The 25,162-nt window shown below is 72.3% G+C and carries 21 protein-coding genes; 18 read left to right on the top strand and 3 right to left on the bottom strand.

The features are described 5' to 3' along the window. Positions 1 to 46 precede the first annotated feature (46 nt). Positions 47 to 988, top strand: a complete 942-nt coding sequence (locus ACQEUX_RS13810) for an acyl-ACP desaturase (RefSeq protein WP_433046593.1) — start codon at positions 47 to 49, stop codon at positions 986 to 988. A gap of 133 nt (positions 989 to 1,121) precedes the next feature. Here ACQEUX_RS13810 and ACQEUX_RS13805 read toward each other — a convergent pair whose 3' ends face one another. Continuing rightward, positions 1,122 to 1,628 carry a PaaI family thioesterase gene (locus tag ACQEUX_RS13805; protein ID WP_433046590.1) on the bottom strand — a complete coding sequence of 169 codons (507 nt, stop codon included), beginning with the start codon at positions 1,626 to 1,628 and terminating at the stop codon, positions 1,122 to 1,124. 55 nt (positions 1,629 to 1,683) lie between these two features. On the opposite strand from ACQEUX_RS13805, the gene ACQEUX_RS13800 reads away from it, so the two are divergent. Both ACQEUX_RS13800 and ACQEUX_RS13795 read left to right on the top strand, forming a co-directional pair. After that, complete coding sequence (locus tag ACQEUX_RS13800) at positions 1,684 to 2,160, top strand: winged helix-turn-helix transcriptional regulator (RefSeq protein WP_433046587.1); 477 nt, start codon at positions 1,684 to 1,686, stop codon at positions 2,158 to 2,160. A 268-nt stretch (positions 2,161 to 2,428) separates the two neighbouring features. Beyond that, the gene (locus tag ACQEUX_RS13795) at positions 2,429 to 3,475 is read left to right on the top strand and encodes a S1 family peptidase (RefSeq protein WP_433046584.1); all 1,047 of its coding nucleotides are present in this window, start codon (positions 2,429 to 2,431) and stop codon (positions 3,473 to 3,475) included. Positions 3,476 to 3,538: 63 nt separating this feature from the next. Here ACQEUX_RS13795 and ACQEUX_RS13790 read toward each other — a convergent pair whose 3' ends face one another. Then, positions 3,539 to 4,252 carry a DUF998 domain-containing protein gene (locus ACQEUX_RS13790; protein WP_433046581.1) on the bottom strand — a complete coding sequence of 238 codons (714 nt, stop codon included), beginning with the start codon at positions 4,250 to 4,252 and terminating at the stop codon, positions 3,539 to 3,541. A gap of 155 nt (positions 4,253 to 4,407) precedes the next feature. On the opposite strand from ACQEUX_RS13790, the gene aspS reads away from it, so the two are divergent. The 4 genes from aspS (at position 4,408) to ACQEUX_RS13770 (ending at position 9,089) form a co-directional block, all read left to right on the top strand. Beyond that, positions 4,408 to 6,213 carry an aspartate--tRNA ligase gene (gene aspS, locus ACQEUX_RS13785; protein ID WP_433046578.1) on the top strand — a complete coding sequence of 602 codons (1,806 nt, stop codon included), beginning with the start codon at positions 4,408 to 4,410 and terminating at the stop codon, positions 6,211 to 6,213. Positions 6,214 to 6,311: 98 nt separating this feature from the next. Beyond that, positions 6,312 to 7,124 (top strand): sugar nucleotide-binding protein, encoded by an 813-nt coding sequence (locus tag ACQEUX_RS13780; protein ID WP_433046575.1) that lies wholly within the window; start codon positions 6,312 to 6,314, stop codon positions 7,122 to 7,124. Between the two features lie 76 nt (positions 7,125 to 7,200). Continuing rightward, positions 7,201 to 7,809 carry a helix-turn-helix domain-containing protein gene (locus ACQEUX_RS13775; protein ID WP_433046572.1) on the top strand — a complete coding sequence of 203 codons (609 nt, stop codon included), beginning with the start codon at positions 7,201 to 7,203 and terminating at the stop codon, positions 7,807 to 7,809. Continuing rightward, entirely contained in the window at positions 7,806 to 9,089 is a 1,284-nt protein-coding gene (locus ACQEUX_RS13770) for an MFS transporter (protein WP_433046570.1), read from the top strand. Before ACQEUX_RS13775 ends, ACQEUX_RS13770 begins: the two co-directional genes overlap by 4 nt. 52 nt (positions 9,090 to 9,141) lie before the next feature. On the opposite strand, the gene ACQEUX_RS13765 is transcribed toward ACQEUX_RS13770, so the two are convergent. Next, positions 9,142 to 9,882 carry a GNAT family N-acetyltransferase gene (locus ACQEUX_RS13765; RefSeq protein ID WP_433046567.1) on the bottom strand — a complete coding sequence of 247 codons (741 nt, stop codon included), beginning with the start codon at positions 9,880 to 9,882 and terminating at the stop codon, positions 9,142 to 9,144. 140 nt (positions 9,883 to 10,022) lie between these two features. Between ACQEUX_RS13765 and ACQEUX_RS13760 the strand changes: the two genes are divergently transcribed. From ACQEUX_RS13760 to ACQEUX_RS13710, 11 genes are all read left to right on the top strand, one after another. After that, complete coding sequence (locus ACQEUX_RS13760; RefSeq protein WP_204944524.1) at positions 10,023 to 10,235, top strand: hypothetical protein; 213 nt, start codon at positions 10,023 to 10,025, stop codon at positions 10,233 to 10,235. A 74-nt stretch (positions 10,236 to 10,309) separates the two neighbouring features. Beyond that, positions 10,310 to 11,848: a replication-associated recombination protein A gene (locus ACQEUX_RS13755; protein WP_433046564.1), complete on the top strand. Its 1,539-nt coding sequence runs from the start codon at positions 10,310 to 10,312 to the stop codon at positions 11,846 to 11,848. A gap of 2,303 nt (positions 11,849 to 14,151) precedes the next feature. Then, complete coding sequence (locus ACQEUX_RS13750) at positions 14,152 to 14,853, top strand: hypothetical protein (protein WP_433049825.1); 702 nt, start codon at positions 14,152 to 14,154, stop codon at positions 14,851 to 14,853. 149 nt (positions 14,854 to 15,002) lie between these two features. Beyond that, the gene (locus ACQEUX_RS13745; RefSeq protein ID WP_433046561.1) at positions 15,003 to 15,467 is read left to right on the top strand and encodes a DUF948 domain-containing protein; all 465 of its coding nucleotides are present in this window, start codon (positions 15,003 to 15,005) and stop codon (positions 15,465 to 15,467) included. A gap of 28 nt (positions 15,468 to 15,495) precedes the next feature. Beyond that, the gene (locus ACQEUX_RS13740) at positions 15,496 to 15,801 is read left to right on the top strand and encodes a hypothetical protein (protein WP_433046558.1); all 306 of its coding nucleotides are present in this window, start codon (positions 15,496 to 15,498) and stop codon (positions 15,799 to 15,801) included. Then, positions 15,798 to 18,476 carry an alanine--tRNA ligase gene (alaS, locus tag ACQEUX_RS13735; RefSeq protein ID WP_433046555.1) on the top strand — a complete coding sequence of 893 codons (2,679 nt, stop codon included), beginning with the start codon at positions 15,798 to 15,800 and terminating at the stop codon, positions 18,474 to 18,476. The genes ACQEUX_RS13740 and alaS overlap by 4 nt, the downstream gene beginning before the upstream one ends. A 72-nt stretch (positions 18,477 to 18,548) precedes the next feature. After that, positions 18,549 to 19,007, top strand: a complete 459-nt coding sequence (ruvX, locus tag ACQEUX_RS13730) for a Holliday junction resolvase RuvX (protein WP_433046552.1) — start codon at positions 18,549 to 18,551, stop codon at positions 19,005 to 19,007. Further along, entirely contained in the window at positions 19,007 to 20,203 is a 1,197-nt protein-coding gene (mltG, locus tag ACQEUX_RS13725; RefSeq protein WP_433046549.1) for an endolytic transglycosylase MltG, read from the top strand. Before ruvX ends, mltG begins: the two co-directional genes overlap by 1 nt. After that, on the top strand, positions 20,203 to 21,030 hold the full coding sequence (locus ACQEUX_RS13720; RefSeq protein ID WP_433046547.1) for a shikimate dehydrogenase: 828 nt from the start codon (positions 20,203 to 20,205) through the stop codon (positions 21,028 to 21,030). The genes mltG and ACQEUX_RS13720 overlap by 1 nt, the downstream gene beginning before the upstream one ends. A gap of 245 nt (positions 21,031 to 21,275) precedes the next feature. Next, positions 21,276 to 22,982 carry a glycosyl hydrolase gene (locus ACQEUX_RS13715; RefSeq protein WP_433046544.1) on the top strand — a complete coding sequence of 569 codons (1,707 nt, stop codon included), beginning with the start codon at positions 21,276 to 21,278 and terminating at the stop codon, positions 22,980 to 22,982. Positions 22,983 to 23,212: 230 nt separating this feature from the next. Next, the gene (locus ACQEUX_RS13710) at positions 23,213 to 25,141 is read left to right on the top strand and encodes a hypothetical protein (protein WP_433046541.1); all 1,929 of its coding nucleotides are present in this window, start codon (positions 23,213 to 23,215) and stop codon (positions 25,139 to 25,141) included. Positions 25,142 to 25,162: the final 21 nt, after the last annotated feature.

Below are 25,162 nucleotides of genomic sequence, written 5' to 3'. Positions count from 1 at the left end.
CGGGGACCTACGGTAGCGTAAGTTACGCCACCGTAGGGAGTTTCTCGTGACCGTCAGCACCACAGTGAGCCAGACCGCACTGCTCGTCGAGTTGGAGCCGGTGGTCGCGCGCAACCTCGACCGCCACCTCTCGCTGGCCAAGGAGTGGTTCCCCCACGAGTACGTGCCGTGGAGCGAGGGGCGGACCTTCGACGGGCCGCTCGGCGGCGAGGCGTGGTCCCCGACCGACTCCACCATCCCCGACGTGGCCCGCACCGCGCTGATCGTGAACCTGTTGACCGAGGACAACCTGCCCTCGTACCACCACGAGATCGCCACCCTGTTCGGCCGGGACGGCGCGTGGGGCACCTGGGTGCACCGGTGGACCGCGGAGGAGGGTCGGCACGGCACCGCGATCCGCGACTACCTGACGGTCACCCGGGCGGTCGACCCGGTGGCGCTGGAGCGGGCCCGGATGACGCACATGTCCGCCGGCTACGTCAACGCGCACGACGACGAGGTGCTGCACTCGTTGGCGTACGTCTCGTTCCAGGAGCTGGCCACCCGCATCTCGCACCGCAACACCGGCAAGGCCACCGGCGACCCCGCCTGTGAGGCCCTGCTGGCCCGGGTGGCCGCCGACGAGAACCTGCACATGGTCTTCTACCGCAACCTGCTCGCCGCCGCGTTCGAGCTGGCCCCGAGTCAGGCCATGCGGGCCGTCGCCGACGTGGTGGCCGACTTCCAGATGCCGGGCAACGGCATCGACGGTTTCGCCCGCAAGTCGGTGGCGATCGCCCTGGCCGGAATCTACGACCTGCGGCAGCACCGCGACGAGGTGCTGCAGCCGGTGCTGCGTCAGTGGGACGTCTTCAACGTGACCGGTCTGAACGCCGACGGCGAAGCCGCCCGCGAGCAGTTGGCCGCCCAGCTCGAAGACCTGGACCGCGCCGCGAGCCGCTTCGAGGAGAAGCGCGATGCCCGAGCCGCCCGCCTAGCCCTCCGCTAAACCCCCTCCTCGCACCCCCACCCGGCCCCCACCCGCCCCGTTGATCATGAAGTTATTGCCACTCGCGACGGCGTGTCGGGGCAATAACTTCATGATCAACGGGGCGGGCTGGGATGGGGTGGGGTGGGGTGGGTTAGGGGAGGGGGAGGATCAGGCAGGTGCTGGTTGCGTGGGCTATCAGGCGGGCGCTCGCGTCGGTGATGCGGGCCTCGGCCAGGGCCGTGCGGCGGCCGCGTTGCAGCACCGTGCCCTCGCAGCGCAGCGTGCCGCTGTCGACCGTCACCGGGCGGAGGAACTTCACGTTGAGGTCCAGCGAGGTGTAGCCGACGCCGGCGGGGAGTGTGGTGTGCACGGCGCATCCCGCGGCGGTGTCCAGCAGCGTCGAGATGACGCCACCGTGGACGGTGCCGAGCGGGTTGTAGTGGAACTCCTGCGGGATCAGCTCGACGGCGACCCACCCCTCGTTGGCCTCCATCCGGGCCATGTCGATCAGGTGCATCACCGGCGGCGCGGCCAGCTCACCGGCGATCATCGCCCGGAGCATGTCGATGCCGCTGCGCTGACCGACCTGGGCGGCGTTGGCGGCCGGGTCCGACCAGGTGAAGGTACGGCTGCGCGCCGGTTCCTGCGTCTGTGTCATGGACGCAGCCTGGCAGCACCTTGCTGAGTCTGTCAATGAGACCTAGCCTGGTCGGATGCGACCCGCGGCACTGGACTGGTCGGTGGAGAACTGCACCATCGCCCGCGCGATGGAGATCCTCGGCGAGCGGTGGACCCTGGTGGTGCTCCGTGAGGTGTTCAGCGGTGTACGCCGCTTCGACGACATGCGGGTGCGCACCGGCATCCCACGTCAGGTGCTGACCAACCGGCTGGCCACCCTGGTGGAGCGGGGCGTGCTGAGGCGCGAGCCGTACCGGGAGCCCGGCAGCCGGCCGCGCCACGAGTACCGGTTGACGGAGAAGGGCCTCGACCTGTGGCCGGTGCTGGTCGCCGTGCTCGGGTGGGGCGACCGGTACCTCGCCGACCCCGAGGGTTCGCCGCTGAGTGTCGCGCACCGGGACTGCGGCGCGCCGGTACGCGTCGAACTGCGATGTGCCGACGGGCACGACGTGGGTGAGCCACGCGACGTGGTGCCCCGCCCGGGGCCCGGCGCGCGCCGTCGTACCCCCTGACGCGACGACACTCGCGCCACCCGGCGTCATCGAGACAAATGAATGCGGCGTCGATTCGGTGTGACGGTGCCTGTTCGCCATCGTGTCAGAGGTGTTGCGGCGATGTGGCCTGTCAAGATCGGCGGAACCGGGCGAAACCAAGCCTTGTCAATGATCTTAAGTATGTGAATACTTCAGTTCATTCGGCCGGTTTCCCCAGATCGGCCGGGTTGCCATCGGGTCAGTCGCCCCCGGCGAGACCCGTTCCCCCGCCCAGGAGGTTTGTTACATGCGACCCACGAGGTCCTCATTCCGCGTCGCGGCCACCGTCGCCGTGTCCGGAAGTCTGGTCGTCGGCTCGCTCATCGGCGCACCCGCCCAGGCCGCCCCCGCCGCCTCGCCCGACGCCGCCGCCGCGCTCTCCGCGGAACTCGGCGACCGCTCCGCCGGCTCGTACATCGACGCCAGCGGCAAGTCCGTCGTCACGGTGACCGACGCGGCCGCCGCCAGCAAGGCGAGCAAGGCCGGCGCTGTCGTCCGCTACGTCACCCGCGGTGCCGCCGAGCTCAACCGGGCCACCGCCGACCTGGAGCGCTCCGCCAAGATCCCGGGCACCGCCTGGTGGAGCGACCCGGTCACCAACCAGGTCGTCGTCTCGGTGGACAGCACCGTCACCGGAGCGAAGCTGGAGCAGGTCAAGGCCGCCGCCGCGCGGGCCAACGGCGCGGTCCGGATCGAGGCTGAGGCCGGCGTGCTGAGCACCCGGATCTCCGGCGGCCAGGCCATCTACGCCGGCGGTGGCGGGCGCTGCTCGCTCGGCTTCAACGTGCGCAGCGGCAGCACCTACTACTTCCTGACGGCCGGGCACTGCACCAACATCTCGGCCAGCTGGTACTCGAACTCCGCCCAGACCGCGCTGCTCGGCACCCGTGCCGGCACCAGCTTCCCGGGTAACGACTACGGCATCGTCCGGCACAGCAACTCCGCCAACGCCGCCGGCAACGTCTACCTCTACAACGGCAGCTACCGCGACATCACCGGCGCCGGCAACGCCTCCGTCGGCCAGGCGGTCCAGCGCTCCGGCAGCACCACCGGCCTGCGCTCCGGCTCGGTGACCGCGACCAACGCCACGGTGAACTACGCCGAGGGCTCGGTCTCCGGCCTGATCCGCACCAACGTCTGCGCCGAGCCGGGCGACAGCGGCGGCTCGCTGTTCGCCGGCGGCACCGCCCTGGGCCTGACCTCCGGCGGCAGCGGCAACTGCAGCAGCGGCGGCACGACCTTCTTCCAGCCGGTCACCGAGGCGCTCAGCCGCTACGGCGTCAGCGTCTTCTGATCGACGTACCGCTCGCGGGCCGCCGGAATCCTCCGGCGGCCCGCGTCGCGCGTGGGGCCCGCCTCACGCGAGCCGATCCGGACCCTCCGCTGGTCGCAGGGGGTCCGGTGGTACGACGCCAGGCAGGGCCGGACCGACGGATGTGGCACCACCGGTGGCCCACGCGAGGTGCGCCCGTCGGGCGGAAAGGACCGCCAGCAGCGGCCAGAGCGATACGGCCACCGCCGTGATCCGCTCGGCCAACCCCGTGCGTGACCCGCTGGTCACCTCGAAGGCACACCAGCCGAAGAGGGCGAGCAGCACGAGCGTGGCACTCAGTCCCACGGCCCGGCGGAACGCCCACGGCGGCTGCGCGGCGCTCGGGTGTGCGGCGTCCGGGCCACGTGGCAGCCGCAGCGCCGAACCGGCCGGCCACAGCGCCAGGGCGAGAACCGCCACCGTCGCCGCGATGCCGTGGCTGAGCGAACCCCCGACCGGTGGCCGGGGAAAGGCGACCAACGCGATGGTGGCCACCCCGCCGACCGCGAGCAGGAAGCGGCTCGGCAGCCCGGCCGCGTGCAACACGGCGGCGACTGCCAGATAGCAGCAGCCGAGCAGCACCAGGGCCCCGACCATGATCCAGGCGTCGGTGGCGTCCTGCCCCGCCAACTCGCTGATGGTGTCCCGGATCGGGTCGTACCCGGTGGGCTGCCGCGCCTGCGCGACCGTCCAGCCGGCCACCAGCAACACGGGTGCCGCCGCCGCCGTGGCGACGGCCCAGTTCGGTACGGCGCGCATCTCGCCACGTTAACCGGCGAGACTGCCGGCCGAGTCGGGTTCGCCGGTCCGCCCCACCAGCGAATCGCGCGGGCCTGCCGGGTGCCCCGGAGGCGGGGCGGCCACCCCTGACAGAATGCTGGTGAGGACTGTTCCACGATGAGGAGTTGCCAGCCGTGATCCGTACCCACAATGCCGGAAGCCTGCGCGCCGCGGACGCCGGCTCGACGGTGACGCTCGCCGGGTGGGTGGCCCGCCGGCGCGACCACGGCGGGGTCGTCTTCGTCGACCTGCGCGACGGTTCCGGCGTTGTCCAGGTGGTCTTCCGCGAGGAGGATGCGCACGCGCTGCGCAACGAGTTCTGTGTGAAGGTCGTCGGCGAGGTGACCCGCCGGCCGGCCGGTAACGAGAACCCGGAGCTGCCCACCGGTGAGGTCGAGGTGACCGTCGTCGAGCTGGAGGTGCTCTCCGAGGCGGCGCCGCTGCCGCTGCCGGTGGACGACCAGATCGAGGCCGGTGACGACATCCGGCTCAAGTACCGCTACCTGGACCTGCGCCGCAGCGGCCCGGCGAACGCGCTGCGGCTGCGCTCGCGCGCCAGCCACCTCGCCCGGGGCGTGCTGCACGAGCGGGACTTCCTGGAGATCGAGACGCCGACGCTGACCCGCTCGACGCCCGAGGGCGCCCGCGACTTCCTGGTCCCGGTGCGCCTGCAGCCCGGCAGCTGGTACGCGCTGCCGCAGTCGCCGCAGCTGTTCAAGCAGCTGCTGATGGTCGGCGGCATGGAGCGGTACTACCAGATCGCCCGCTGCTACCGCGACGAGGACTTCCGCGCCGACCGGCAGCCCGAGTTCACCCAGCTCGACATCGAGATGTCCTTCGTCACCGAGGACGACGTGATCGACCTCGGCGAGGCGATCGTCTCGGCGCTCTGGAAGGACCTGGCCGGGCACGAGATCAGCCGGCCGATCCCGCGGATCACCTGGCACGACGCGATGGCCCGTTACGGCTCCGACAAGCCGGACCTGCGCTACGGCGTCGAGCTGACCGAGTTGACCGACTACCTGCGCGGCACCGAGTTCCGGGTGTTCGCCGGTGCGATCGACGCGGGCGGCTACGTCGGCGCGGTGGTGATGCCGGGCGGTGCGGCGCAGAGCCGCAAGGAGCTGGACGGTTGGCAGGACTGGGCCAAGGCGCGTGGCGCGCGGGGCCTGGCGTACGTGGTGCTGGACGCCGAAACGGGCGAGGCGCGTGGCCCGGTGGCGAAGAACCTCTCCGCCGAGCACCTGGGTGGGCTTGCCGACGCGGTCGGCGCCAAGCCGGGTGACGCGGTGTTCTTCGCCGCGAGCGCCACCACCCGGGAGGCTCAGGAGTTGCTCGGCGCCGCCCGCGTCGAGATCGCCAAGCGGGCCGGGCTGATCGACGAGAGCGCCTGGGCGTTCTGCTGGGTGGTCGACGCGCCGATGTTCGAGCGCACGGACGAGGGCGGTTGGACCGCCGTGCACCACCCGTTCACCTCGCCCAACTCGGAGTGGGTCGACCGGTTCGAGGAGGCTCCGGACCGGGCGCTGGCGTACGCGTACGACATCGTCTGCAACGGCAACGAGATCGGTGGTGGGTCGATCCGTATCCACCGGGGCGACGTGCAGAAGCGGGTCTTCGACCTGCTCGGCATCACTCCCGAGGAGGCGCAGGACAAGTTCGGCTTCCTGCTGGAGGCGTTCAAGTACGGCGCCCCGCCGCACGGCGGCATCGCCTTCGGCTGGGACCGGGTGTGCATGCTGCTCGCCGGTGCCGACTCCATCCGTGAGGTCATCGCCTTCCCGAAGACCCGGGGTGGCTTCGACCCGCTGACCGGCGCGCCGACGCCGATCACGGCCCAGCAGCGCACCGAGGCCGGCATCGACGCGAAGCCCAAGCCCCCGGCCACCGCGCACACCGGCACCGCCGGCCCGGCAGCCCCGGTAGCCGACCCGGTCTGACCCCACCCCGCACCTGCTTGGTTGATCAAGAGGTTTGCGTCATCATCGCCCCGGCGAGGTGACGCAAACCTCTTGGTCGTCGACGGGGGAGTGGTGGCATGCGGGTGCTCGTGGTCGGGGGTAGTGGGCTACTCGGCGGGGAAGTCTGTCGGCGGGCGGTGGGCCTCGGGTGGTCGGTCGTCGGGACCTGCCACTCGGGGGAGGTCGCGGCGCCGGGCGTCGTGGTGCGTCGGCTGGACGTCACCGACCGGGCCGCGGTGCGCGAGCTGGTCACCGAGGTGCGCCCGGACGCGGTCGTGTCGACCCCCTACCGGTACGACGACTGGACGGTCACCGCCGACGGAGCCGCGTACGTGGCGGTCGCCGCCGCCCAGGTGGGCGCCCGGCTGGTGCACCTGTCCAGCGACGCGCTGCACGCCGGCCGTCCCACGCCGTACGCCGACGACGACCCACCCAGCCCGGTGAACGCGTACGGGGCCGCGAAGGCGGCGGCCGAGACCGCCGTGCGGGCGATCGACCCCGGTGCGGTGCTGGTGCGTACCTCGCTGATCCTGGGGGAGGGCAGCAAGCAGATTCAGCTCTGCCGGGACGCCCTCGCCGGCCGGGTCACCCTGTTCACCGACATGATCCGCTGCCCGGTCGACGTCACCGACCTGGCCGACGCCGTGCTGGAACTGGTGGACGGCGACCACGCCGGCCCGCTCAACGTGGCCGGCACGGACGCGGTCAGTCGCGCGGAGCTGGGCCTGCTGGTCGCCGAGCGGTTCGGCCTGGACGCGGCCGGGCTGAAGACCACCACCAGCGCCGCCGCTGGGCAGGCCGGCCCCACCGAGGTACGCCTGGACTGCACCCGCGCCGCCGGTCTGCTGCGCACCCGACTGCGCGGTGTGCGCGAGCTCCTGGCGCACTGACCCGTCCATATTTTTTCTGCACGCATTCCCTGCACACCTATTGTGCATAGAAAACGTGCAGAGATACTGTGCAGTCATGGCGAACGACGGATCGACACCGCGGCCGGTGCCGCGTGAGGTGCGGATCGACAAGCGGCAGGTTCGGGTCCTCGCGCACCCGCTCCGGATGCGACTGGTCGGGGCTCTGCGCGTGAAGGGCCCGGCCACCGCCACCACGCTGGCGGCGATGCTCGGCACCAACACCGGCGCGACCAGCTACCACCTGCGCCAGCTCGCCGAGGTCGGGCTGGTCGTCGAGGATCCTGACCGGGGCAGCGGACGGCAGCGCTGGTGGCAGGCCGCGCACGACGTCACCAACTGGGAACCGACCGACTTCGACGACGACCCCGACGCCCGGGCCGCGATCGAGTGGATTCAGGGCGACCAGGTGCGGCATCTCGTCGAGCACGCCGAACGCTGGTTCGCCACCCAGCATGAGTGGTCCCCAGCCTGGCGGGACGCCTTCGGCATGAGCGACATCTTCATGACCATCCCGCCGGCCCGGCTCGAGGAGCTCGAGGCAGAGGTGTGGCAGGTGCTGGAGCGGTACCGCCGCGAGGCCGAATCCGCCGAATCCGCCGACCCGCAGGCCCGGCCGGTGCAGGTCTTCCTGGCCGCCTACCCGCTGCGGGAGGAATACCGGTGAGCGCACTGACCGTACGCCAGGTCCGGCGTCGTTACCTCACGCTGTACGGCCTGCGCTGGCTGCCCACGGGTCTGATGATCCCGGTGATGATCCTGCTGATGCAGGAGCGCGGCCTGTCGCTGCCGCAGATCGGCCTGGTCGGCACCGCGCAGGGGCTGCTGGTGCTGGCGCTGGAGCTGCCCACCGGCGGGCTCGCCGACGCCCTCGGCCGCCGACCGGTGCTGCTCGCCGCCGGAGTGCTCAACCTCGCCTCGCTGGCGCTGTTCGCGGTCGCCGACTCGTTCGTGCTGTTCTTCCTGGTCTGGGCGTTGCAGGGGATCTACCGGGCGCTGGACAGCGGCCCGCTGGAGTCCTGGTACGTCGACGCCACCCTGGCCGCCGACCCGGAGGCCGAGTACGAGCGGGGCCTCGGGTACGCCGGCACCGTCATCGGCGGTGCCATCGGTGCTGGCGCGCTGCTCAGCGGTGGCCTCGTCGCACTCGGCCCGATCGGGCCGGTCACCGCGCTCACGGTGCCCGTGCTGGTCGCCATCGTGGCCCAGGCGGCGGCACTGGTCGCGCTGTTCGTCCTGCTGGTCGAGCAGCGTGCGGCCACCGGCTTCGCGGCCGTGCGGGCCTCGGTGGTCCAGGCGCCCCGGATGATCGGCGAGGCCATCGGGCTGCTGCGTCGCTCCCGGGTCCTGCTGGCTCTGGTCGCGGTGGAGCTGTTCTGGGGCTTCGGCATGGTCACCTTCGAGTCGCTGCTGCCGGTGCGGCTCGCCGAGGTGATCGGCAACCCGGAACGCGCCGCCGCGCTGCTCGGACCCGCCAACTCGGCCGCCTGGCTCGCCTCGGCTGCCGGCGCGGCACTGACCCCGTTGCTGCTGCGCTGGCTGGGTGCCGCGCCGGGCGCGGCCCTGCTGCGCATCCTGCAGGGCGTCACGGTGGTCGGGATGGGGCTGTTCGCCGGACCGGTCGGAGTGCTCGTCGCCTACCTGGCCTGCTACGCCGTGCACGGCGCGTCCAACCCGCTGCACAGTGGGCTGCTGCACCGGCAGGTCGACGGCCCGTACCGGACCAGCGTGCTCTCACTGAACTCGATGATGGCGCAGCCGGCCGGCGCGCTCGGCGGGGTGGCGTTGACCGCGCTCGCCGCGGCCACCAGCGTCGGCACCGCGATGGTGGTCGGCGCGGTGGTGCTCGCCGTCGCCGCCCCGCTCTACCTGCCCGCCTGGCTGGCCGGCCGCCGATCCGCCCCCGCCGCCGACCCGCTCGCGGTCCCCGTACCCGCCGACCGTTGAGCACCGGCCCCTTGTCGACGCCCGGCGCTGACAAGGGGCCCTTCCGGACAGCTCAGGCGAGGCGGAGCGTGCTGAGGGGAAGGGTGCCGGTGAAGCCGAGCCGTCGGTAGAGCCGCGCCGCCCCGACGTTGTGCGTGTAGACGCCGAGCCCGACGGTGTCGTAATGGGCCAGCAGCGCCCGGGACATCCCGGCGGTCAGCGCCGCACCCAGACCCCGACCCCGCTGGTCGGGGGCCACGGTCAGGCCGGCGAGGAAGCCGATGTCGCCCTGGCTGCGATCCGCGCCGCACGCCACCAGCCGGCCGCCGGCCCGGATGCCGTACCAGGCCACCACCCGTGGGTCGCCCGGGCGGGAGGTGGTGCTCGGGAACGCCTCGTCGATCAGCGCCTCCATGGCCTGTTGGTCGGCCTCGGTGAGGCGTACGACCCGCTGCTCGTCCGGCTGCACCGGCGGCGGCGCGCCAAGCCAGTGGAAGTCCCAGTCGCTGTGCTCGGCCACCGCCAGCCGGTCGGTCAGCAGACCGCGATCGTGCCGAGGCAGGTGCAGCCGCTGTCCCGGCCGCAGCACGCCGTCGGCTGCCAGCCCGACACAGACCTCGATCGCCGGCCCGGCCGGGCCGATCGCGCAGCCGGCCGGCCCGTACTCGGGCGGCACCAACCACAGCACGGCGCCGTCGCGACGGTAGGCGCGCACCGGCGGGGTCCCCCCGAGTGCGTGCCGGGCGAACGGGTGGTGGCCGACGGCGGCCAGGACGGCGCTCCGGTCCCGAAGCACCTGGTCGTCGATGATCATGCCAACCAGCCTAGGAGTCGCGGGTCGAGCGCCTGCGCCGGGCCGCCGGGGCGCGGTCGAATCCACCGTGGAGATTGGCGAGTCGACCGATTGGGTACATCACGCGCCGACCTACTGGGAACCCCCACCGGAGGACCGACATGCTCGCCATTCTCGCGGCCATCGTCTTTGGCTTTGCCCTGCTGCTCGACCTGCTCAACACCGACTTCGGAGCGCCGGACCTGTTCAACTGGAACACCCTCGTGCTCATCGGGCTGCTCCTGCTCTCGCTCTACCTCGGCGGCGTGGGCAACGGCCCGCGCGGCGGTGGCGGCGGCCGCTGGTACCGGGGCCGGCGCCCCGGTCGTGGCTGACCGGAACCGATCACCGACGGCGGGCCCACGGCGCGATTCCGGGGTCGTGGGCCCGGCCCGGTACTGTCTTCGTGATGGAGTCCGACGCCCTCTTCTCCCTCGGTGAACCCGCCGGGTCGCGCAGCGCGCCCGACGGTCCCGCCGGTGTCGACGGCTTCACCGCGGTGGCCGACGATTCGCCCCTGCCCGTCCGGATGCGCCCGGTGAGCCTCGACGAACTGGTCGGGCAGGAGCACCTGCTCGCCCCCGGTGCCCCACTGCGGCAACTGGTTTCCGGCGGCGCCCCGATGTCGGTGATCCTGTGGGGCCCGCCGGGCAGCGGCAAGACCACCATCGCGCACCTGGTCGCCGGTGCGACCGACCGCCGCTTCGTCGCCATGTCGGCGCTCTCCGCCGGGGTCAAGGACGTGCGGGCGGTGATCGAGGCGGCCCGTCGCCAACGCCGCTCGGGCGGCCCGCAGACCGTTCTCTTCATCGACGAGGTGCACCGGTTCAGCAAGACCCAACAGGACTCGCTGCTCGCCGCAGTCGAGGACCGTACGGTCACGTTGCTGGCGGCGACCACCGAGAACCCGTACTTCTCGGTCATCTCTCCGCTGCTGTCGCGGTGTGTGCTGCTCACCCTGCAACCGTTGGACGACGAGGCGGTCCGGGGACTGCTGCGCCGCGCGGTCGCCGACAAGCGCGGCCTGGACGGCGCGCTGACCCTGACCACCGAGGCCGAGGACCACCTGGTCCGGCTCGCCGCGGGCGACGTCCGCAAGGCGCTGACCGCACTGGAGGCGGCGGCGGCCTCCGCCACGGCGCTCGGCGCCGGGCGGATCGACCTCGCCACCGCCGAGCAGGCCGTCGACGTGGCGGCGGTGCGCTACGACCGCGACGGCGACGCCCACTACGACGTGGTCAGCGCCTTCATCAAGAGCATGCGCGGTTCGGACGTGGACGCCGCCGTGCACTGGCTGGCCCGCATGCTGGTCGCCGGTGAGGACGCCCGGTTCATCGCCCGCCGCCTGGTCATCTTCGCCAGTGAGGATGTCGGCATGGCCGACCCCGGGGCCCTGAGTGTCGCCACCGCCGCCGCGCACGCGGTCGAGTACGTCGGGCTGCCCGAAGCGCAGCTCAACCTGGCGCAGGCGGTGATCCACCTGGCCACGGCGCCGAAGTCGAACTCGGCCACCACCGCCATCGGCGCCGCGATCGCCGACGTGCGGGCCGGTCGCGGTGGCCCGGTGCCACGAGGGCTGCGCGACGCGCACTACGCCGGCGCCCGAGGGCTGGGCCACGGGACCGGCTACCGCTACCCGCACGACGACCAGCGCGGCGTGGTCACCCAGCAGTACGTCCCGGACGACCTGGTGGGCACCGACTACTACCAGCCCAGCCCGCACGGCGCGGAACGGTCGGTGGCCACCCGGCTGCCGCTGCTGCGCCGGATCGTGCGTGGCCTGCCGGCCCCGGCCGCCCGTCCGGAGACTCCGACAGCCGAGCCGCCCGTAACGGGGCGGACCGCGTCGGCGCTTTCCGTCGAGGCCGGTCGTCCGGCGACGGGTACGGGCACCCCCGGCACGATGCAGGACAGCGGCACCGATGCCGCAGGAGAGGGTCAACAGTGAGATCGCGTGGTGGGGACCGCCCGGACGAGGGCCCGGACGAGCGGCGCGATTCCCGCGCCAAGGCGCGCCGCTGGGGTCGAGGTCGGCCGGCCGAGACCGAGCCGGAGGAGCCGGTCGCCGGCGAGGAGTTCGGCTGGATCGACGACCTGCGCTCGGCCAAGCAGCAACGTACCGAACTGGGCCCGGACGGCGCCCCGGCGCAGCCGACCAACCCGCGGGGCGGTGTCCCGGTGGAACCCGCCGGGCCGCGTACGGGCCCGCCGGCAGAGCGGGCCGGTGGGCGCGGCGGTGCGCCGGCGGCGCCGGAGGCCTCGGCGCCGCCCGCCCAGCGTCAGAGCGACCCGGGCGCCGCCCGTCGACCGGTCGACGGGCCCTGGCCGGGGGAGGCGCCGCCAGTGGGTCGCCGCCCGGACGACCGGCCACCCGCCGCCAGCCCCGGTGCTCCCGCCTCGGGTCAGCCGGTGCGTCGTGGCGTTCAGCCGGCGCCCGGCACCGCCGCTCGCGCCGCCGTACCGCCGCCGCAGCCCACCACCCGCCCGGTCGGCGGTGACCCGGCCGGCCCGCCGGGGTCTCGACCGACTCCCGACGCGCCCGGCGGCCCGGCCCGCCCTCGCCCCGCGGCGGTTCCCCCCGGCCCATCCGCAGGCCCACCGGCCTCTGGCGCCCCGGCCGGCCGTCGTCCGGACGCCGCCGCAGCCGGGCGGCACCCGGACGCGATGCCGCCGCTGCGCCGGCCGGACGCCGGTCCGCCGGTCCGCCGACCCGGCCCAGAACCCGCCGAGCCCAGCCGTCCGCTGCCGCCCACCGACGGCACGCCCGCCGGTCGACGCGCCACCGGAGCGGCACCCGATCCGGCGCGGGCCGCCGGGTCACCCGCCGCCTCCGGGCCGGCCCGGTTCGACGGGGCACCGGCTGGAGCCGTGCCGCCGGTCTCGGACGGCCTGCGGCCCGACCCCGCCGTCGACCGTGACCCGCGTACCGCCCGGCGTCGGTCCGGCCCGGTCGACCCCGGGGCAACGGAGCCCACCGCCCGCCGTACCGCCGACCGCTCTCGTCCGCCAGCCGGCGGCCGTCGCCGTGCCGCGGAGTCCGACGAGCCGGTGGTGCCTCGCACGGGCAACGCGCCGTCGGTGCCCGAGGCGTCCGGTGGTCACAGCGGCGCCACGCCCACCGTCGGCCCGGTCGACGGCACCGGTCGACGCCGGGCTGTCTCCGACGAGCCGGAGCGACGCACGCCGGCCGGCGGCGAACCCCGGGCGGACCGCCCGGAGCGGCCCGCCGACTGGCTGCGTCAGGCCGGCCGCCTGCCGCACACCGACCCCGGGCTACCGGTGGTCGACCGCCGAGGCGGCACCCCGCCGGCCGCGGGTCGCCGTCCGGCGACGACCACCGGCACGGGGGAGTTCGCCGAGGCCGGCCGACTCGGTGTGCCGGACCCCGCCGCGGAGCGTCCCGCCGGCCGCCGGCCCGCCGGACAGCCGGCCGATCCGGGAGTAAACCCACCGAGTGGTCGTCGTGCCGCCGCCGCCCGGCCGGACACGCCGGGATCCACCGGGGAACATGCCCTGCCCTACCCGCCGGCCGCCGGCGAGCGGCCCACCCGTGGTCGGGGCGCCGCGACGCCCACTTCGGACCCCACCGGCCGCCGCCGTCGCCCGCAGGCCGAACCCGGCCCGGACGGCCCGACCGGTCCGGTCCGTCCCGGTCCGGCGGGTGACCGCGGAGACGACCCGTACGCCGGTGGGCGACCCGCGCCCGGCGCCGGCCCCACCGCACCGTCTCGGGGTCCCGCCCGCTCCACCCCGCCCGGCCGGGCCCGGCCCGTCCCGGGTGACGCACCGGTCCCGGACGCCGGGCGCCGTGGCGCCGACGGTCCGCCCCGCCCCGGCGCGGGTGCCGAGGCGGCCCGTCCGGAAGGTCTCGCTCGCGCCGCCGTACCGCCGGGTGTGGACGGCCCACCGCGTCCGCGTCCGGACGGCCCGGCTCGTGCCGCCGTCCGGCCACCCGGCGGCGTCCAGCCGCCCCTCGCCGACGATCGGGCGAGCGGTGAGCCGGGCGCCACGCCCGGGTCTCCCGCGATGGCCCGTGGTGGTGCACCGGTCGGTCGACCCGCGCCGTCCGACCGTGCCGCGGGCCGTGCCCTGCCTCCACATCGGGAGCCGGGCCGTCCCGAGCCGAGTGGCGTCGCCCCTGTGCCGCCGCCCGGTCGCTCCGGCGAGCCCGTCGGGGTGGCCCGTGCCGCCGCCGTGGTGCCGGCGCCGTCCGGCCCGGTCGACCGTCCGGCACCGGAGCCGCCCGGCGGGCTGGCGCTGCGCTCGGCCGACCAGGACGCGCCGGACGACGACGCCGCCTCGGGTGCCCGGTCCGAGTTGCGCCGGCAGTTGCGTGAACGGCGCCGCCTGCGTGCGGCGGTACTGGTGCTGGTCAGTGTCGTGCTGCTCGGCGCGGTGCCGCTCTTCTTCGGCATCCGGACGCTGAGCCGTGACCCGGTCTTCGACAATCTGGACCAGCTCAACGTGCCCGGCTGGGCCGCCGCGAAGACGGTCGACGACGTCAGCGGCAGCCGCTGGTGTCTGCTCGACTGCCGGCTGCGTGAGCGCACCGTGACCTCGGAGAAGTCGCCGAAGGACACGGCGCAGGTCTATGAGGACGCGCTGCGCCAGGACGGTTGGCAGCCGTGGAAGGTGAGCCGTTGCCCGGAGCAGCCGGTGAAGGGCAGTTACACCTGCTGGCGTCGCGACGAGTTGACGCTCGACCTGTGGGTACGCGAGCCGACCTGCGTGCCGCCGCCGGTCGACGGCGAGCCGGCCATCGTGCCGTCTGAAGATCCGTCGGCCGCTGCGACGGAGTGCACCGGCTCGTTGGTGTCGGTGAAGGTACGCAACGCGATCGACGACGAGCGGACCAGACCGCAGCCGGCGACCGACCCGTCACTGACCGGAGAGGATCCGTTCCCGACGGTCAGCGCGGATCCGCTGGGTGAGCTGACACCCTCACCGTCGTGAGCCGGTCTCCATCACGGACGGTAGGGTCTGGGGCTGGCGGGCACGCCCGCCGTCGGTGACTGCCGAGGGCCTGGCGGCCGGTACGGGTACCACGGTTGTGCGTTCCGGGGACGTCGGGTCCTGCGGAACTCTGCTTGAGGAGGACAGGCGTGGGCGACATTGGAGAGGTCGCGGCGCTGATCGCGGCGTGCGCGTTCGCGGTGCTGGTGCTCATCCTGACGCTGCCCATCCTGCGGCTGCGGCACACGGTGGACGCCACCACCCGGATGATCAACGACCTCAACGATCGGACCGCACCGCTGCTCGGCGACGTGAACACCACGGTGAAGAACGTCAACACCGCGCTGGAGCAGGTGCAGACCTCGCTCGACGGCGTGAACCTCCAACTGGCGAAGGTCGACACCATGACCAGCCACGCGCAGAACGTCACCGCCAACATCGCCAACCTGGCCACCGTCGTTTCCGCCGCGGCCGCCAACCCGCTGGTCAAGGTGGCCGCGTTCGGCTACGGCGTGCGCAAGGCCGCCGCCAGCCGCCGGCACGCGGAGACCGAGCGCGAGGTGCGCGACACCATCAAGCAGCAGCGACGGGCCGCGCGGCGCGGCGACCGCTGACCAGCCGGCGCACAGGAGGTAGCGAGACATGAGGCGCTTGTTCTGGCTCGGTATCGGGCTGGCCGTCGGTGTGGTCGTGGTCCGCAAGGCGACCCGGACCGCCCAGGCGTACACGCCGGCCGGCATTGCCAGCACCGTGACGGAATCCGCTGGCGGTCTCGTGGAGTCGCTGCGTAGCTTCGTGGAGGACGTCCGGATTGGGATGGCCGAACGCGAGCAGGAGATCCACCAGGCGTTCGCCCAGGGCGAGGCGTTCGACGATCAGTTCGCCGACCTGCGGGAAGACCCGCGAATCGGCGATCGAGACATCTTTCCGGAGGAACACCAGCGATGAAGACGGCGGAGATCAAGCGGCGGTACCTCGCGCACTTCGAGGCGAATGGCCACACCGTGGTGCCGTCCGCTCCGCTGCCCGCCATCAGCGACCCGAACCTGCTGTTCGTCAACGCCGGCATGGTGCAGTTCGTGCCGTACTTCCTGGGGCAGCAGACTCCCGCGTACCAGCGGGCGGTCAGTGTGCAGAAGTGCATCCGCACCCCGGACATCGACGAGGTCGGCAAGACCAGCCGGCACGGCACGTTCTTCCAGATGAACGGCAACTTCTCCTTCGGTGACTACTTCAAGGCCGGTGCGATCCCGCTCGCGTGGGACCTGGTCACCAAGTCGCAGGCCGACGGTGGGTTCGGGCTCGACCCGGAGCGCGTCTGGCCGACGGTGTATCTCGACGACGACGAGGCGTACGAGATCTGGCGCTCGGTCGGGGTGCCGGCCGAGCGGATCGTGCGTCGGGGCAAGGCGGACAACTTCTGGTCGATGGGTATTCCCGGACCGTGCGGTCCGTGCTCCGAGCTGTTCTACGACCGGGGTCCGGAGTACGGCCGAGAGGGCGGCCCGGCGGTCGACGAGGACCGCTACATGGAGTTCTGGAACCTCGTCTTCATGCAGTTCGAGCGGGGTCCGGGCACGACGAAGGACGACTACCCGATCCTGGGTGACCTGCCGGCGAAGAACATCGACACCGGCATGGGCCTGGAGCGGATGGCCTCGATCCTGCAGGGCGTCGACAACCTGTACGAGATCGACGAGGTCCGGCCGATCCTGGACCGGGCGGCGGAGCTGACCGGTAAGCGGTACGGCGCGCACTCCGGCCACGTGGCGAGCGAGTCGCACCCGGACGACGTACGTCTCCGGGTGATCGCCGACCACGTGCGGACGGCGTTGATGCTGATCGGCGACGGTGTGACCCCCAGCAACGAGGGCCGCGGTTACGTGCTGCGCCGGATCATGCGCCGGGCGATCCGGTCGATCCGGCTGCTCGGCTGGCAGGACCGGGCGCTGCCCGAGCTGCTGCCGGTCGCCCGGGACTGCATGGCCCCGTCCTACCCGGAGCTGGCGACCGACTTCGACCGGATCGCGGACTACGCGTACGCGGAGGAGGAGGCGTTCCTCTCCACCCTGCGTGCCGGCACCACGATTCTGGACACCGCGATCGCCGAGACCCGCACCGCGGGTGGCACCGCGCTGTCCGGGGCGAAGGCGTTCCAGTTGCACGACACGTACGGCTTCCCGATCGACCTGACTCTGGAGATCGCCGCGGAGCAGGGCCTCGCGGTCGACGACGAGGGTTTCCGCCGGCTGATGGCCGACCAGCGGACCCGGGCGAAGGCGGACGCGCAGGCCCGCAAGACGGGGCACGTCGACCTGTCGGCGTACCGGTCGGTGCTTGACTCGGGTGGCCCGGTGACGTTCACCGGGTACAGCGAGGTGGCTCGCGAGTCGACGGTGCGGGCGCTGCTCGGCGCCGACGGCCCGCGTCAGGCGGCGACCGAGGGCGACACCATCGAGTTGGTGCTCGACACGACCCCGTTCTACGCCGAGGGCGGCGGCCAGCAGCCCGACCAGGGCATGATCACGGTCGGTGGCGGGCAGGTCGAGGTGCTCGACGTGCAGCAGCCGGTGCCCGGCCTGATCGTGCACCGGGCCCGGGTGATCCGGGGTGAGGTGCGCGCCGGTGAAACCGGCTACGCCGAGATCGACACCACTCGGCGTCGGGCGATCTCCCGGTCGCACACCGCTACCCACCTGGTGCACCAGACCATGCGGAACTTCCTCGGCGAGTCCGCCACGCAGGCTGGGTCGCTGAACGCGCCCGGTCGGCTGCGGTTCGACTTCAACACCCCGACCGGGGTGTCGCCGAGTGTGTTGCGCGACGTCGAGCAGCAGGTCAACGAGGTGCTGCTGGCCGACCTGGAGGTGCACGCCTTCATCACCTCGCTGGACGAGGCGCGGCGGATCGGGGCGATGGCGCTCTTCGGCGAGAAGTACGGCGAGGAGGTGCGGGTCGTCGAGGTGGGTGACTACGCCCGGGAGCTGTGCGGCGGTACGCACGTGGCCCGCTCGGCCCAGCTCGGCCTTGTGAAGATCCTCTCCGAGTCGTCGATCGGCTCCGGCGTCCGTCGGGTCGAGGCGCTGGTCGGCATGGACGCCTTCGGCTTCCTGGCCCGTGAGCACCTGCTGGTCTCCCGGCTCGCCGAGCTGTACCGGGTGCCCAACGATCAGGTCGCCGACCGGGTGGAGCAGACGGTCACCCAGCTCCGGGACGCGGAGAAGGAGTTGGAGAAGCTGCGCGCCCAACTGGTGCTGGGCGGGGCGGCGGCGCTCGCGGCGCAGGCCAAGGATGTGCGGGGGGTCGCGTACGTGGGCACCGAGGCGCCGGAGGGCGCGGCCGGCAACGACGTGCGCACCCTGGCCCAGGAGATCCGCGGCAAGATCGACCCGGCGCGGCCGGCGGTGGTCGCGGTGGCGGCCCGGTCGAACGGCAAGGCGTCCCTGGTGGTGGCGGTCAACGCGGCCGCGCGCAGTCGGGGCCTGGCCGCCTCGGAGCTGGTGAAGGCGGCGTTCTCCGGACGCGGCGGTGGCAGCCCCGACCTGGCTCAGGGCGGCGGCCTGCCCGCGGCCGAGGCGCCGAACCTGTTGCTCACCGTCGAGAAGGCGATCACTGAAGCGTGATGGGCGATCACTGTCAGTCAGGGCGGACCATTTGGTCCGCCCTGGCTCGTCTGACCCCCAGGGTGACTACCGGTGACTGAGCTGACGCGCGGTGTGCGGATCGGCGTGGATGTCGGTCAGGTGCGGGTGGGGGTGTCCCGCTCGGATCCGGACGGGATCTTGGCAACGCCGCTGGTCACCCTGGCTCGTGATCTCACGGCGGCGCCGGACGCCGTGCCGAGCGACCTCGCGGAGTTGGCCGCGTTGGTGGCCGAGCACGAGGCCGTCGGCGTTGTCGTCGGCCTTCCGGTCAATCTCGCCGGCAAGCACGGTCCTGCGGCCGTCCACGTGAAGGCGTACGCTGACCGACTGGTCGATGTGATAGCGCCCGTCCCGGTAACGCTCACTGACGAGAGGATGTCGACCGTCGTCGCCTCTCGTAGGCTTGCCGAGCGTGGCGTCCGAGGTAAGCGTCAACGTGCGGTTGTCGACCAGGCGGCCGCGGTGGAGATCCTGCAGAGCTGGCTGGACGCGCAGCGGAGGCGGACGTAATGATCGACGATCTGGATCTTGGGTTTGACGAGCCGGAGCGGGGTGAGAAGGGCCGGCACCGGCGCGGCTTCCGCAAGCGCAACGGTAAGTCCGGTGGCGGTCGGGGCAAGACATTCCTGGCTCTGCTGATGGCCCTGGTCCTGTTGGGCGCCATCGGTGGCGGCGCCTTCTACGGCTTCGACCGCATCCAGAACTACTTCGTCACCCCTGACTACGACGGCGCCGGCGCTGGCGAGGTCACCGTCGAGATCAAGCAGGGCGCACTGCTGGCCGACATGGCCGACGCCCTCGTGGCGGCCGACGTGGTGAAGAGCCAGAAGGCGTTCATCGAGGCCGCCGAGGCCGACTCGCGCAGCAAGAACATCCAGCCGGGCACGTACAAGCTGCGCAAGCAGATGAGCGGCGCGAGCGCCGTCACCGCGATGCTCGACCTGAAAAACAAGATCGTCAACGGGCTGACCATCCCCGAGGGTCGGACCAGTTTCAACATCTACAAGCTGCTCTCCGAGAAGACCAAGATCCCGGTCAAGGACTTCCAGACCGCCGCGAAGGACCCGGAGGCGCTCGGCGTTCCGGACTGGTGGTTCACGCGTGGGGACGGCAAGAAGGTCGTCAAGTCCGTCGAGGGCTTCCTCTACCCGGACACGTACGAGATCCCGCCGAAGGCCACCGCGGAGAGCATCCTCAAGCTCATGGTGGACAACTTCCTCGCGGTGACCGAGGAGATGAAGTTCGCCGACCGGGTGCAGAAGGAACGCGGTGGCATCAGCCCGTACGAGGCGCTGATCGTGGCGTCGCTGGCCCAGGCCGAGGCGGGCAACAAGGACGACCTGGGCAAGGTCGCCCGGGTGGCCTACAACCGGGCGTACGGCGAGTTCCCCTGCAATTGCCTGGAGATGGACGTCACGGTCAACTACTACCTGGAGTCGATCGGCAAGCCCACCAAGTCGTCCAAGCAGATGACGGCGGCCGAGCTGGACGACCAGAAAAACCCGTACAACCGCAAGCTGCGCGGCCTGATCCCCACCCCGATCAACAACCCGGGTAAGGAAGCCTTGGCAGGTGCGATGGCCCCGCCGACGGGCAAGTGGCTCTACTTCGTGGCGATCGACAAGCAGGGCCACTCCGAGTTCGCGGAGACCTACGAGCAGCACCAGCGCAACGAGGCCAAGGCCCGGGAGGCCGGAATTATCTGATGGCGCTCCGACGACGGGCCGCGGTGCTCGGCAAGCCGATCGCGCACTCCCTCTCCCCGGTGATCCACACCGCCGGGTACGCCGCCGCCGGGCTGACCGGGTGGTCGTACACCCGGATCGAGTGCGCGGCGGCGGAGCTGCCGGATCTGGTCGCCGGCCTGGGCCCGGAGTGGGCCGGGTTGTCGGTGACCATGCCGGGCAAGGAGGCGGCGCTCGCCGTGGCCGAGGCCGCCTCGCCGGTCGCCGCCGCCGTCGGCGCGGCCAACACATTGGTACGCCGTCCGGACGGCTCCTGGTACGCGGACAACACCGACGTCGCCGGCATGGTGCAGGTGCTCACCGACGCCGGAGTGTCCGCCGGCGCCACCGTGACGGTACTCGGCGCCGGTGGGACGGCCCGCGCCGCACTCGCGGCCGCCGCGCAGCTGGCCTGCTCGTCGGTGACGGTGGTGGCCCGCCGGGCCGAGGCGGTCGACGAGCTGCGGCCGGTGGCGGACGCGCTGGGTGTCGCGCTGGCGCCCGCTCAATGGACCGATGCGCCCCGGCTTTTCTCCACCTCTGATGTGGTCGTCTCCACCGTGCCGAAGGGGGTCGCCGACCCGCTGGCCGGCGTGGTGACCTGGCGGTCGGGCACGGTGCTCTTCGACGCGCTCTACGACCCGTGGCCCACCCCGCTGGCGGCGGCTGCCGAGGCGGCCGGCCTGCGGGTGGTGTCCGGTTTGGACCTGCTGCTGGCCCAGGCGGTCGGGCAGTTCGAGCAGTTCACCGGCGTGCCCGCGCCGAGGGCGGCGATGGCCGCCGCGTTGACGGCGGCTCGCGCTGGCTGACGGGCCGCCCGGCCCGGTGGTGTGCGAGGCTCGCCCCGCATCCGCATGATCCACTCAGATGTCATGAAGTCGGCCTGTCGCCGTCCTTAGGACACCACGATTTCAGGGAGCACGAGTCGATCACCTGGACCACCCGTACCTTAGCTGAGGGTTAAGACGCGCTTACGGAAAACTGTCCTACCCACGACGTGCCCTGGTCATCGATACGCTGCTCACCGTTACGGCCGCAGACACAGGGAGTTTCCTTGACCAGGCACGGACTGCACCGCATCACCCGGCTCCGCAACGGTCCCCGGCGCAAGGCGATCGCCATCGGCGTGGTCGGCGGTTCGGTGGTGGCCGGCATCGTGGCCACGATGATGCCCCTGCTGGCCAGCGACGACCTGTCGATCCGGGCGGCGGCGGACACCACCGCGACCGCGGTGTCGCAGGACGGCGACAACTCCGCCAAGACGACCCTGGCCACCTGCCCGACGCGTTGCGACGGCAACCCACGCGGTGGCCGCGAGGCCGTCATCGAGTTCGCGGTGACCACCGTGCCGGCCGCCGCCGTCAACGTGCGGGCGACCCTGCGGGTGCACGCCTGGCAGCAGTTCCCCGCCACGGTGACGGCGCACGCCTCGCCCCTGAGCGCCCGTGAGGCGCGGCCGGCCCCGGCGTCGGCCGGTGACGTGCTGGACAGCGTGACCGGTGTGTCCACGGGCTTCAACGAGTGGGACATCTCCAAGCTGGTCACCGGCAACGGCACCTGGACGGTCTCGCTGACCCAGAGCGGCCTGGACAGCCGGATCTACTGGGCGTCGGTCGAGAACCGCAACCCGGACCTGCGCCCCAGCCTGGTGATCACCTACGACATCGGGGCCCGCCCGTCGCCGGTGACGACCACCCGGCCCGCGCCGCCGCCGTCGCCGAGCGCGTCGCCGACCACCGCCGCGCCGAAGCCGTCGCCGACCGTCGCCCCGAGCCGGACGGCGACCCCGAGCGCGAGTGGCACCCTGCCAGCCGGCCGGTGCGGCTCGGTGTCGGACAAGCTCGTCCCCTCCTGCGGCGCCTGGTGGGGGATGTACTCACCCGCCGGGGCGGGCGGCGGCTGGGACCACGGCAAGGCTGTCGCCGACGTGGAGACGCAGGTCGGGCGCAAGTTCGACATCGTCCACCGCTACCACGACTTCTCCAACGCCGGCAGCAACGGTGCCTTCCCGGACGTGTACGAGCAGCAGCAGATGCGCGAGGGTCGGCTGATGTTCTTCGCCTGGGAGTCCCGCGACTTCTCCGCCGGCACGACCCTGAAGTGGTCCGATGTCTACAGCGGCCGGCAGGACGGGACCATCGACGCGGTCGCGGGCCGGATCCGTGCCGCTGGCGTGCCGGTTTTCATGGGCTTCGACCACGAGCCGGAGGACGAGCCGGCCAAGGGCAGCGACGCCGACTTCGTCCGGGCCTGGCGCTACGTCTACGACCGGTTCGCCAAGGCCGGCGCGACCAACGCGGTCTGGGTCTGGACGATGATGGGCTGGTCCGGCCACTACTCCCGGTACGCCGGCCTGTACCCCGGTGACCACTACGTCGACTGGGTGGCCTACGACCCGTACAACTTCCACGTCTGCAACGGCAGCACGGTGTGGAAGAGTCCGAGCACGACGGTGGGTGGTTTCTACCGCTGGTTGGACGAGAACGGCATTGGCGCCGGCAAGCCGCGGATGCTCGCCGAGTTCGGCACCAACTTCAACTCCGCCGACCCGGGCGCCAAGCAGCGCTGGTTCCAGGAGTTCCCGGCGGCGCTCAAGGCGCACCCGAAGATCAAGGCCGCCATCTACTTCAACTCGCCCGGCATGACCAGCCGGACGGCGACCTGCGACATGACGATGAACCACGACGCCTCGGCGGTGGCCGGCTTCGCGCAGGCCGGGCGCGACCCGTACCTGCGGCAACCCACCGGAGGGGGCCGCTGATCACAGCGAGGCACTGACCGGACGCCGTTCACCGGGAGTCGGACATCCGACCCTCCGGCGTTCTGTCGGCTAGCAGATTCACGCACCGCCCAATCGGCGGATTTTGTTTACCAGGCTGGACGAGGCACGCTACCTCGGGTTCTCATCCATCTTGGAGGCGCAGCGTGCCCAAACTCCCGCACTTGTGGCGTTCCGTAGGTCGACGTCGTGTTCGGGCGGGGGCGGTCGCGTTGGCGATCGTCGCCGCGGTTCTGGGCGTGCCCACCAGCACGTCGGCAGCGGTGGTACCGGTCCCGGAGACGGCGACCCTGGTCTCGGCGAACCCCGCCGACCTCACTCCGCATGCGCGAGACGGCGAAACCCGTGCCTTCGCGCAGGTGGGCAACACGGTCTTCGTCGGCGGCAGCTTCACCCAACTCCGGCAGACTGCCAGCTCCGCGTGGATCACGCAGCGCTACCTCTTCGCGTACGACCGCACCACCGGCACCATGTCGACCACCTTCCTGCCGGTGCTCGACGGCGCGGTCAACACGCTCCTCGCCGGCCCCGGCGGCACGCTGATCGTCGGCGGCGCCTTCAAGAACGTCAACGGGGTCTCCCGCAAGAACCTGGTGGCCCTCAACCCGTCGACCGGCGCGATCATCGACAGCTGGGTCGGGCGCTCCGACGGCGGCACGGTCCGTGACCTGGCGCTGGACGGCAACTGGTTGTACGTGGCCGGTGCGTTCAACTGGCTCAACGGCACCGCGCACTCGGGTCTCGGCCGGCTCAACGCGACCACGGGCGCGATCGACCCGAGCTTCACCATCGACGCCACGGTGGGGCGGCACGGCACCACGTCGTACGTCTGGACCATCGACGTCGCGCCGGACGCCGACACCCTGGTCATCGGCGGCAACTTCACGCTCGTCAACGACCTGCCGCGCAACCAGATGGCGCTGGTGGACGTGTCCGGGACGCCCACGCTGCTCGACTGGAGCACCGAGAAGTTCGTGCCGCCGTGCGCCGCGCCCGCGACCTTCGTGCACTACGTACAGGACGTGAAGTTCGGTGGCGACGGCAGCTGGTTCGTCGTCGGCACCAACGGCGGCGGTGGCTGGCCGGCCGCGTACTGCGACGCCCTGGTTCGTTTCGAGACCGCCGCGCGGGGCAGCGGCCTGCTCGCCACCTGGGCCGACTACACCGGCAACGACACCATCACCTCGGTCGAGGTGGCCGACAACGTGATCTACCTGGGCGGGCACTTCCGCTGGGTCAACAACCCGAACGCCAGCGACAGCGCCGGCCCGGGCGCGGTCGACCGGCTCGGCATCGCCGCCGTCACCCCGGCGACCGGCATGCCGGTGAACTGGAACCCGCGCCGCAGCGGCAGCGCCTCGATGCCCTCGGGCACCAGCAACTGGGGTTCCTCGGTGCCGGTGCTCTGGCGCGGCTCGGACGGCCTCTACTTCGGGCACAACTCCGACGGTATGGGCGAGGAGTACCACGGCCGGCTGGGCATGTTCCCGCTCGCCGGCGGGCGTACCTTCACCCCGAAGAACCCGCCCACCGCCACCACCGGCAACCTCTACCTGAGCACCGCCGCGGGCACCGTGGCCAAGGTGCCGTTCGACGGCACCGCGCTCGGCACCCCGACCACGGTCAGCCAGCCCGCGTACACGGCGGCCGGCGCGACCTGGCGGGTGGCCGACCGGATCTACTGGGCGCACACGGTGGCCGGCACGCCCACCGGCAGCCGGATCGACATCTCGCTGTTCAACGGCGGGGCGATCGGCTCGCCGTGGGAGGCCTCCGGCTACAACGACTGGTACAACCCGGCGGCGCTGACCGGTGCCTTCTTCCTCGACGGTCGGCTCTACTACACCCGTACCGGGACCAACAACCTCTACTACCGGTACTTCGAGATCGATGGCAACTACCTCGGTGCCACCGAGTTCACCCTGCCGACCACCGGCGTGACCTGGTCCGGAGTGCGTGGCATGGCCTGGGTGGGCGGCCGGATCGTCTACGGTGCCACCGACGGCGCGTTGCGCAGTGTGGCGTTCGACCCGACGGCCGCGCCGACCGCGGTGGTCAATGGCGCCACGGCGACCGTCATCAGCACCGCGACGCCGGAGTTGTCCTGGTCCACCCCATCGACGTTCTTCTCCGTACAGTAACGGTCAACCGTTCGTAACGGA

The organism is Micromonospora sp. CA-259024 (assembly GCF_050936255.1).
Taxonomy (GTDB): Bacteria; Actinomycetota; Actinomycetes; order Mycobacteriales; family Micromonosporaceae; genus Micromonospora.
Note: the sequence above shows the minus strand (reverse complement) of the source record. Positions and strands in the feature narration are given on the sequence as shown.

Bases quoted from the DNA above. Each gene is read 5' to 3' on its own strand.
- ACQEUX_RS13805 (WP_433046590.1), bottom strand. From the start codon at position 1,628: ATGACACAGACGCAGGAACCGGCGCGCAGCCGTACCTTCACCTGGTCG.
- ACQEUX_RS13800 (WP_433046587.1), top strand. From the start codon at position 1,684: ATGCGACCCGCGGCACTGGACTGGTCGGTGGAGAACTGCACCATCGCC.
- ACQEUX_RS13795 (WP_433046584.1), top strand. From the start codon at position 2,429: ATGCGACCCACGAGGTCCTCATTCCGCGTCGCGGCCACCGTCGCCGTG.
- ACQEUX_RS13790 (WP_433046581.1), bottom strand. From the start codon at position 4,252: ATGCGCGCCGTACCGAACTGGGCCGTCGCCACGGCGGCGGCGGCACCC.
- ACQEUX_RS13780 (WP_433046575.1), top strand. From the start codon at position 6,312: ATGCGGGTGCTCGTGGTCGGGGGTAGTGGGCTACTCGGCGGGGAAGTC.
- ACQEUX_RS13775 (WP_433046572.1), top strand. From the start codon at position 7,201: ATGGCGAACGACGGATCGACACCGCGGCCGGTGCCGCGTGAGGTGCGG.
- ACQEUX_RS13765 (WP_433046567.1), bottom strand. From the start codon at position 9,882: ATGATCATCGACGACCAGGTGCTTCGGGACCGGAGCGCCGTCCTGGCC.
- ACQEUX_RS13760 (WP_204944524.1), top strand. From the start codon at position 10,023: ATGCTCGCCATTCTCGCGGCCATCGTCTTTGGCTTTGCCCTGCTGCTC.
- ACQEUX_RS13755 (WP_433046564.1), top strand. From the start codon at position 10,310: ATGGAGTCCGACGCCCTCTTCTCCCTCGGTGAACCCGCCGGGTCGCGC.
- ACQEUX_RS13740 (WP_433046558.1), top strand. From the start codon at position 15,496: ATGAGGCGCTTGTTCTGGCTCGGTATCGGGCTGGCCGTCGGTGTGGTC.
- alaS (WP_433046555.1), top strand. From the start codon at position 15,798: ATGAAGACGGCGGAGATCAAGCGGCGGTACCTCGCGCACTTCGAGGCG.
- mltG (WP_433046549.1), top strand. From the start codon at position 19,007: ATGATCGACGATCTGGATCTTGGGTTTGACGAGCCGGAGCGGGGTGAG.
- ACQEUX_RS13720 (WP_433046547.1), top strand. From the start codon at position 20,203: ATGGCGCTCCGACGACGGGCCGCGGTGCTCGGCAAGCCGATCGCGCAC.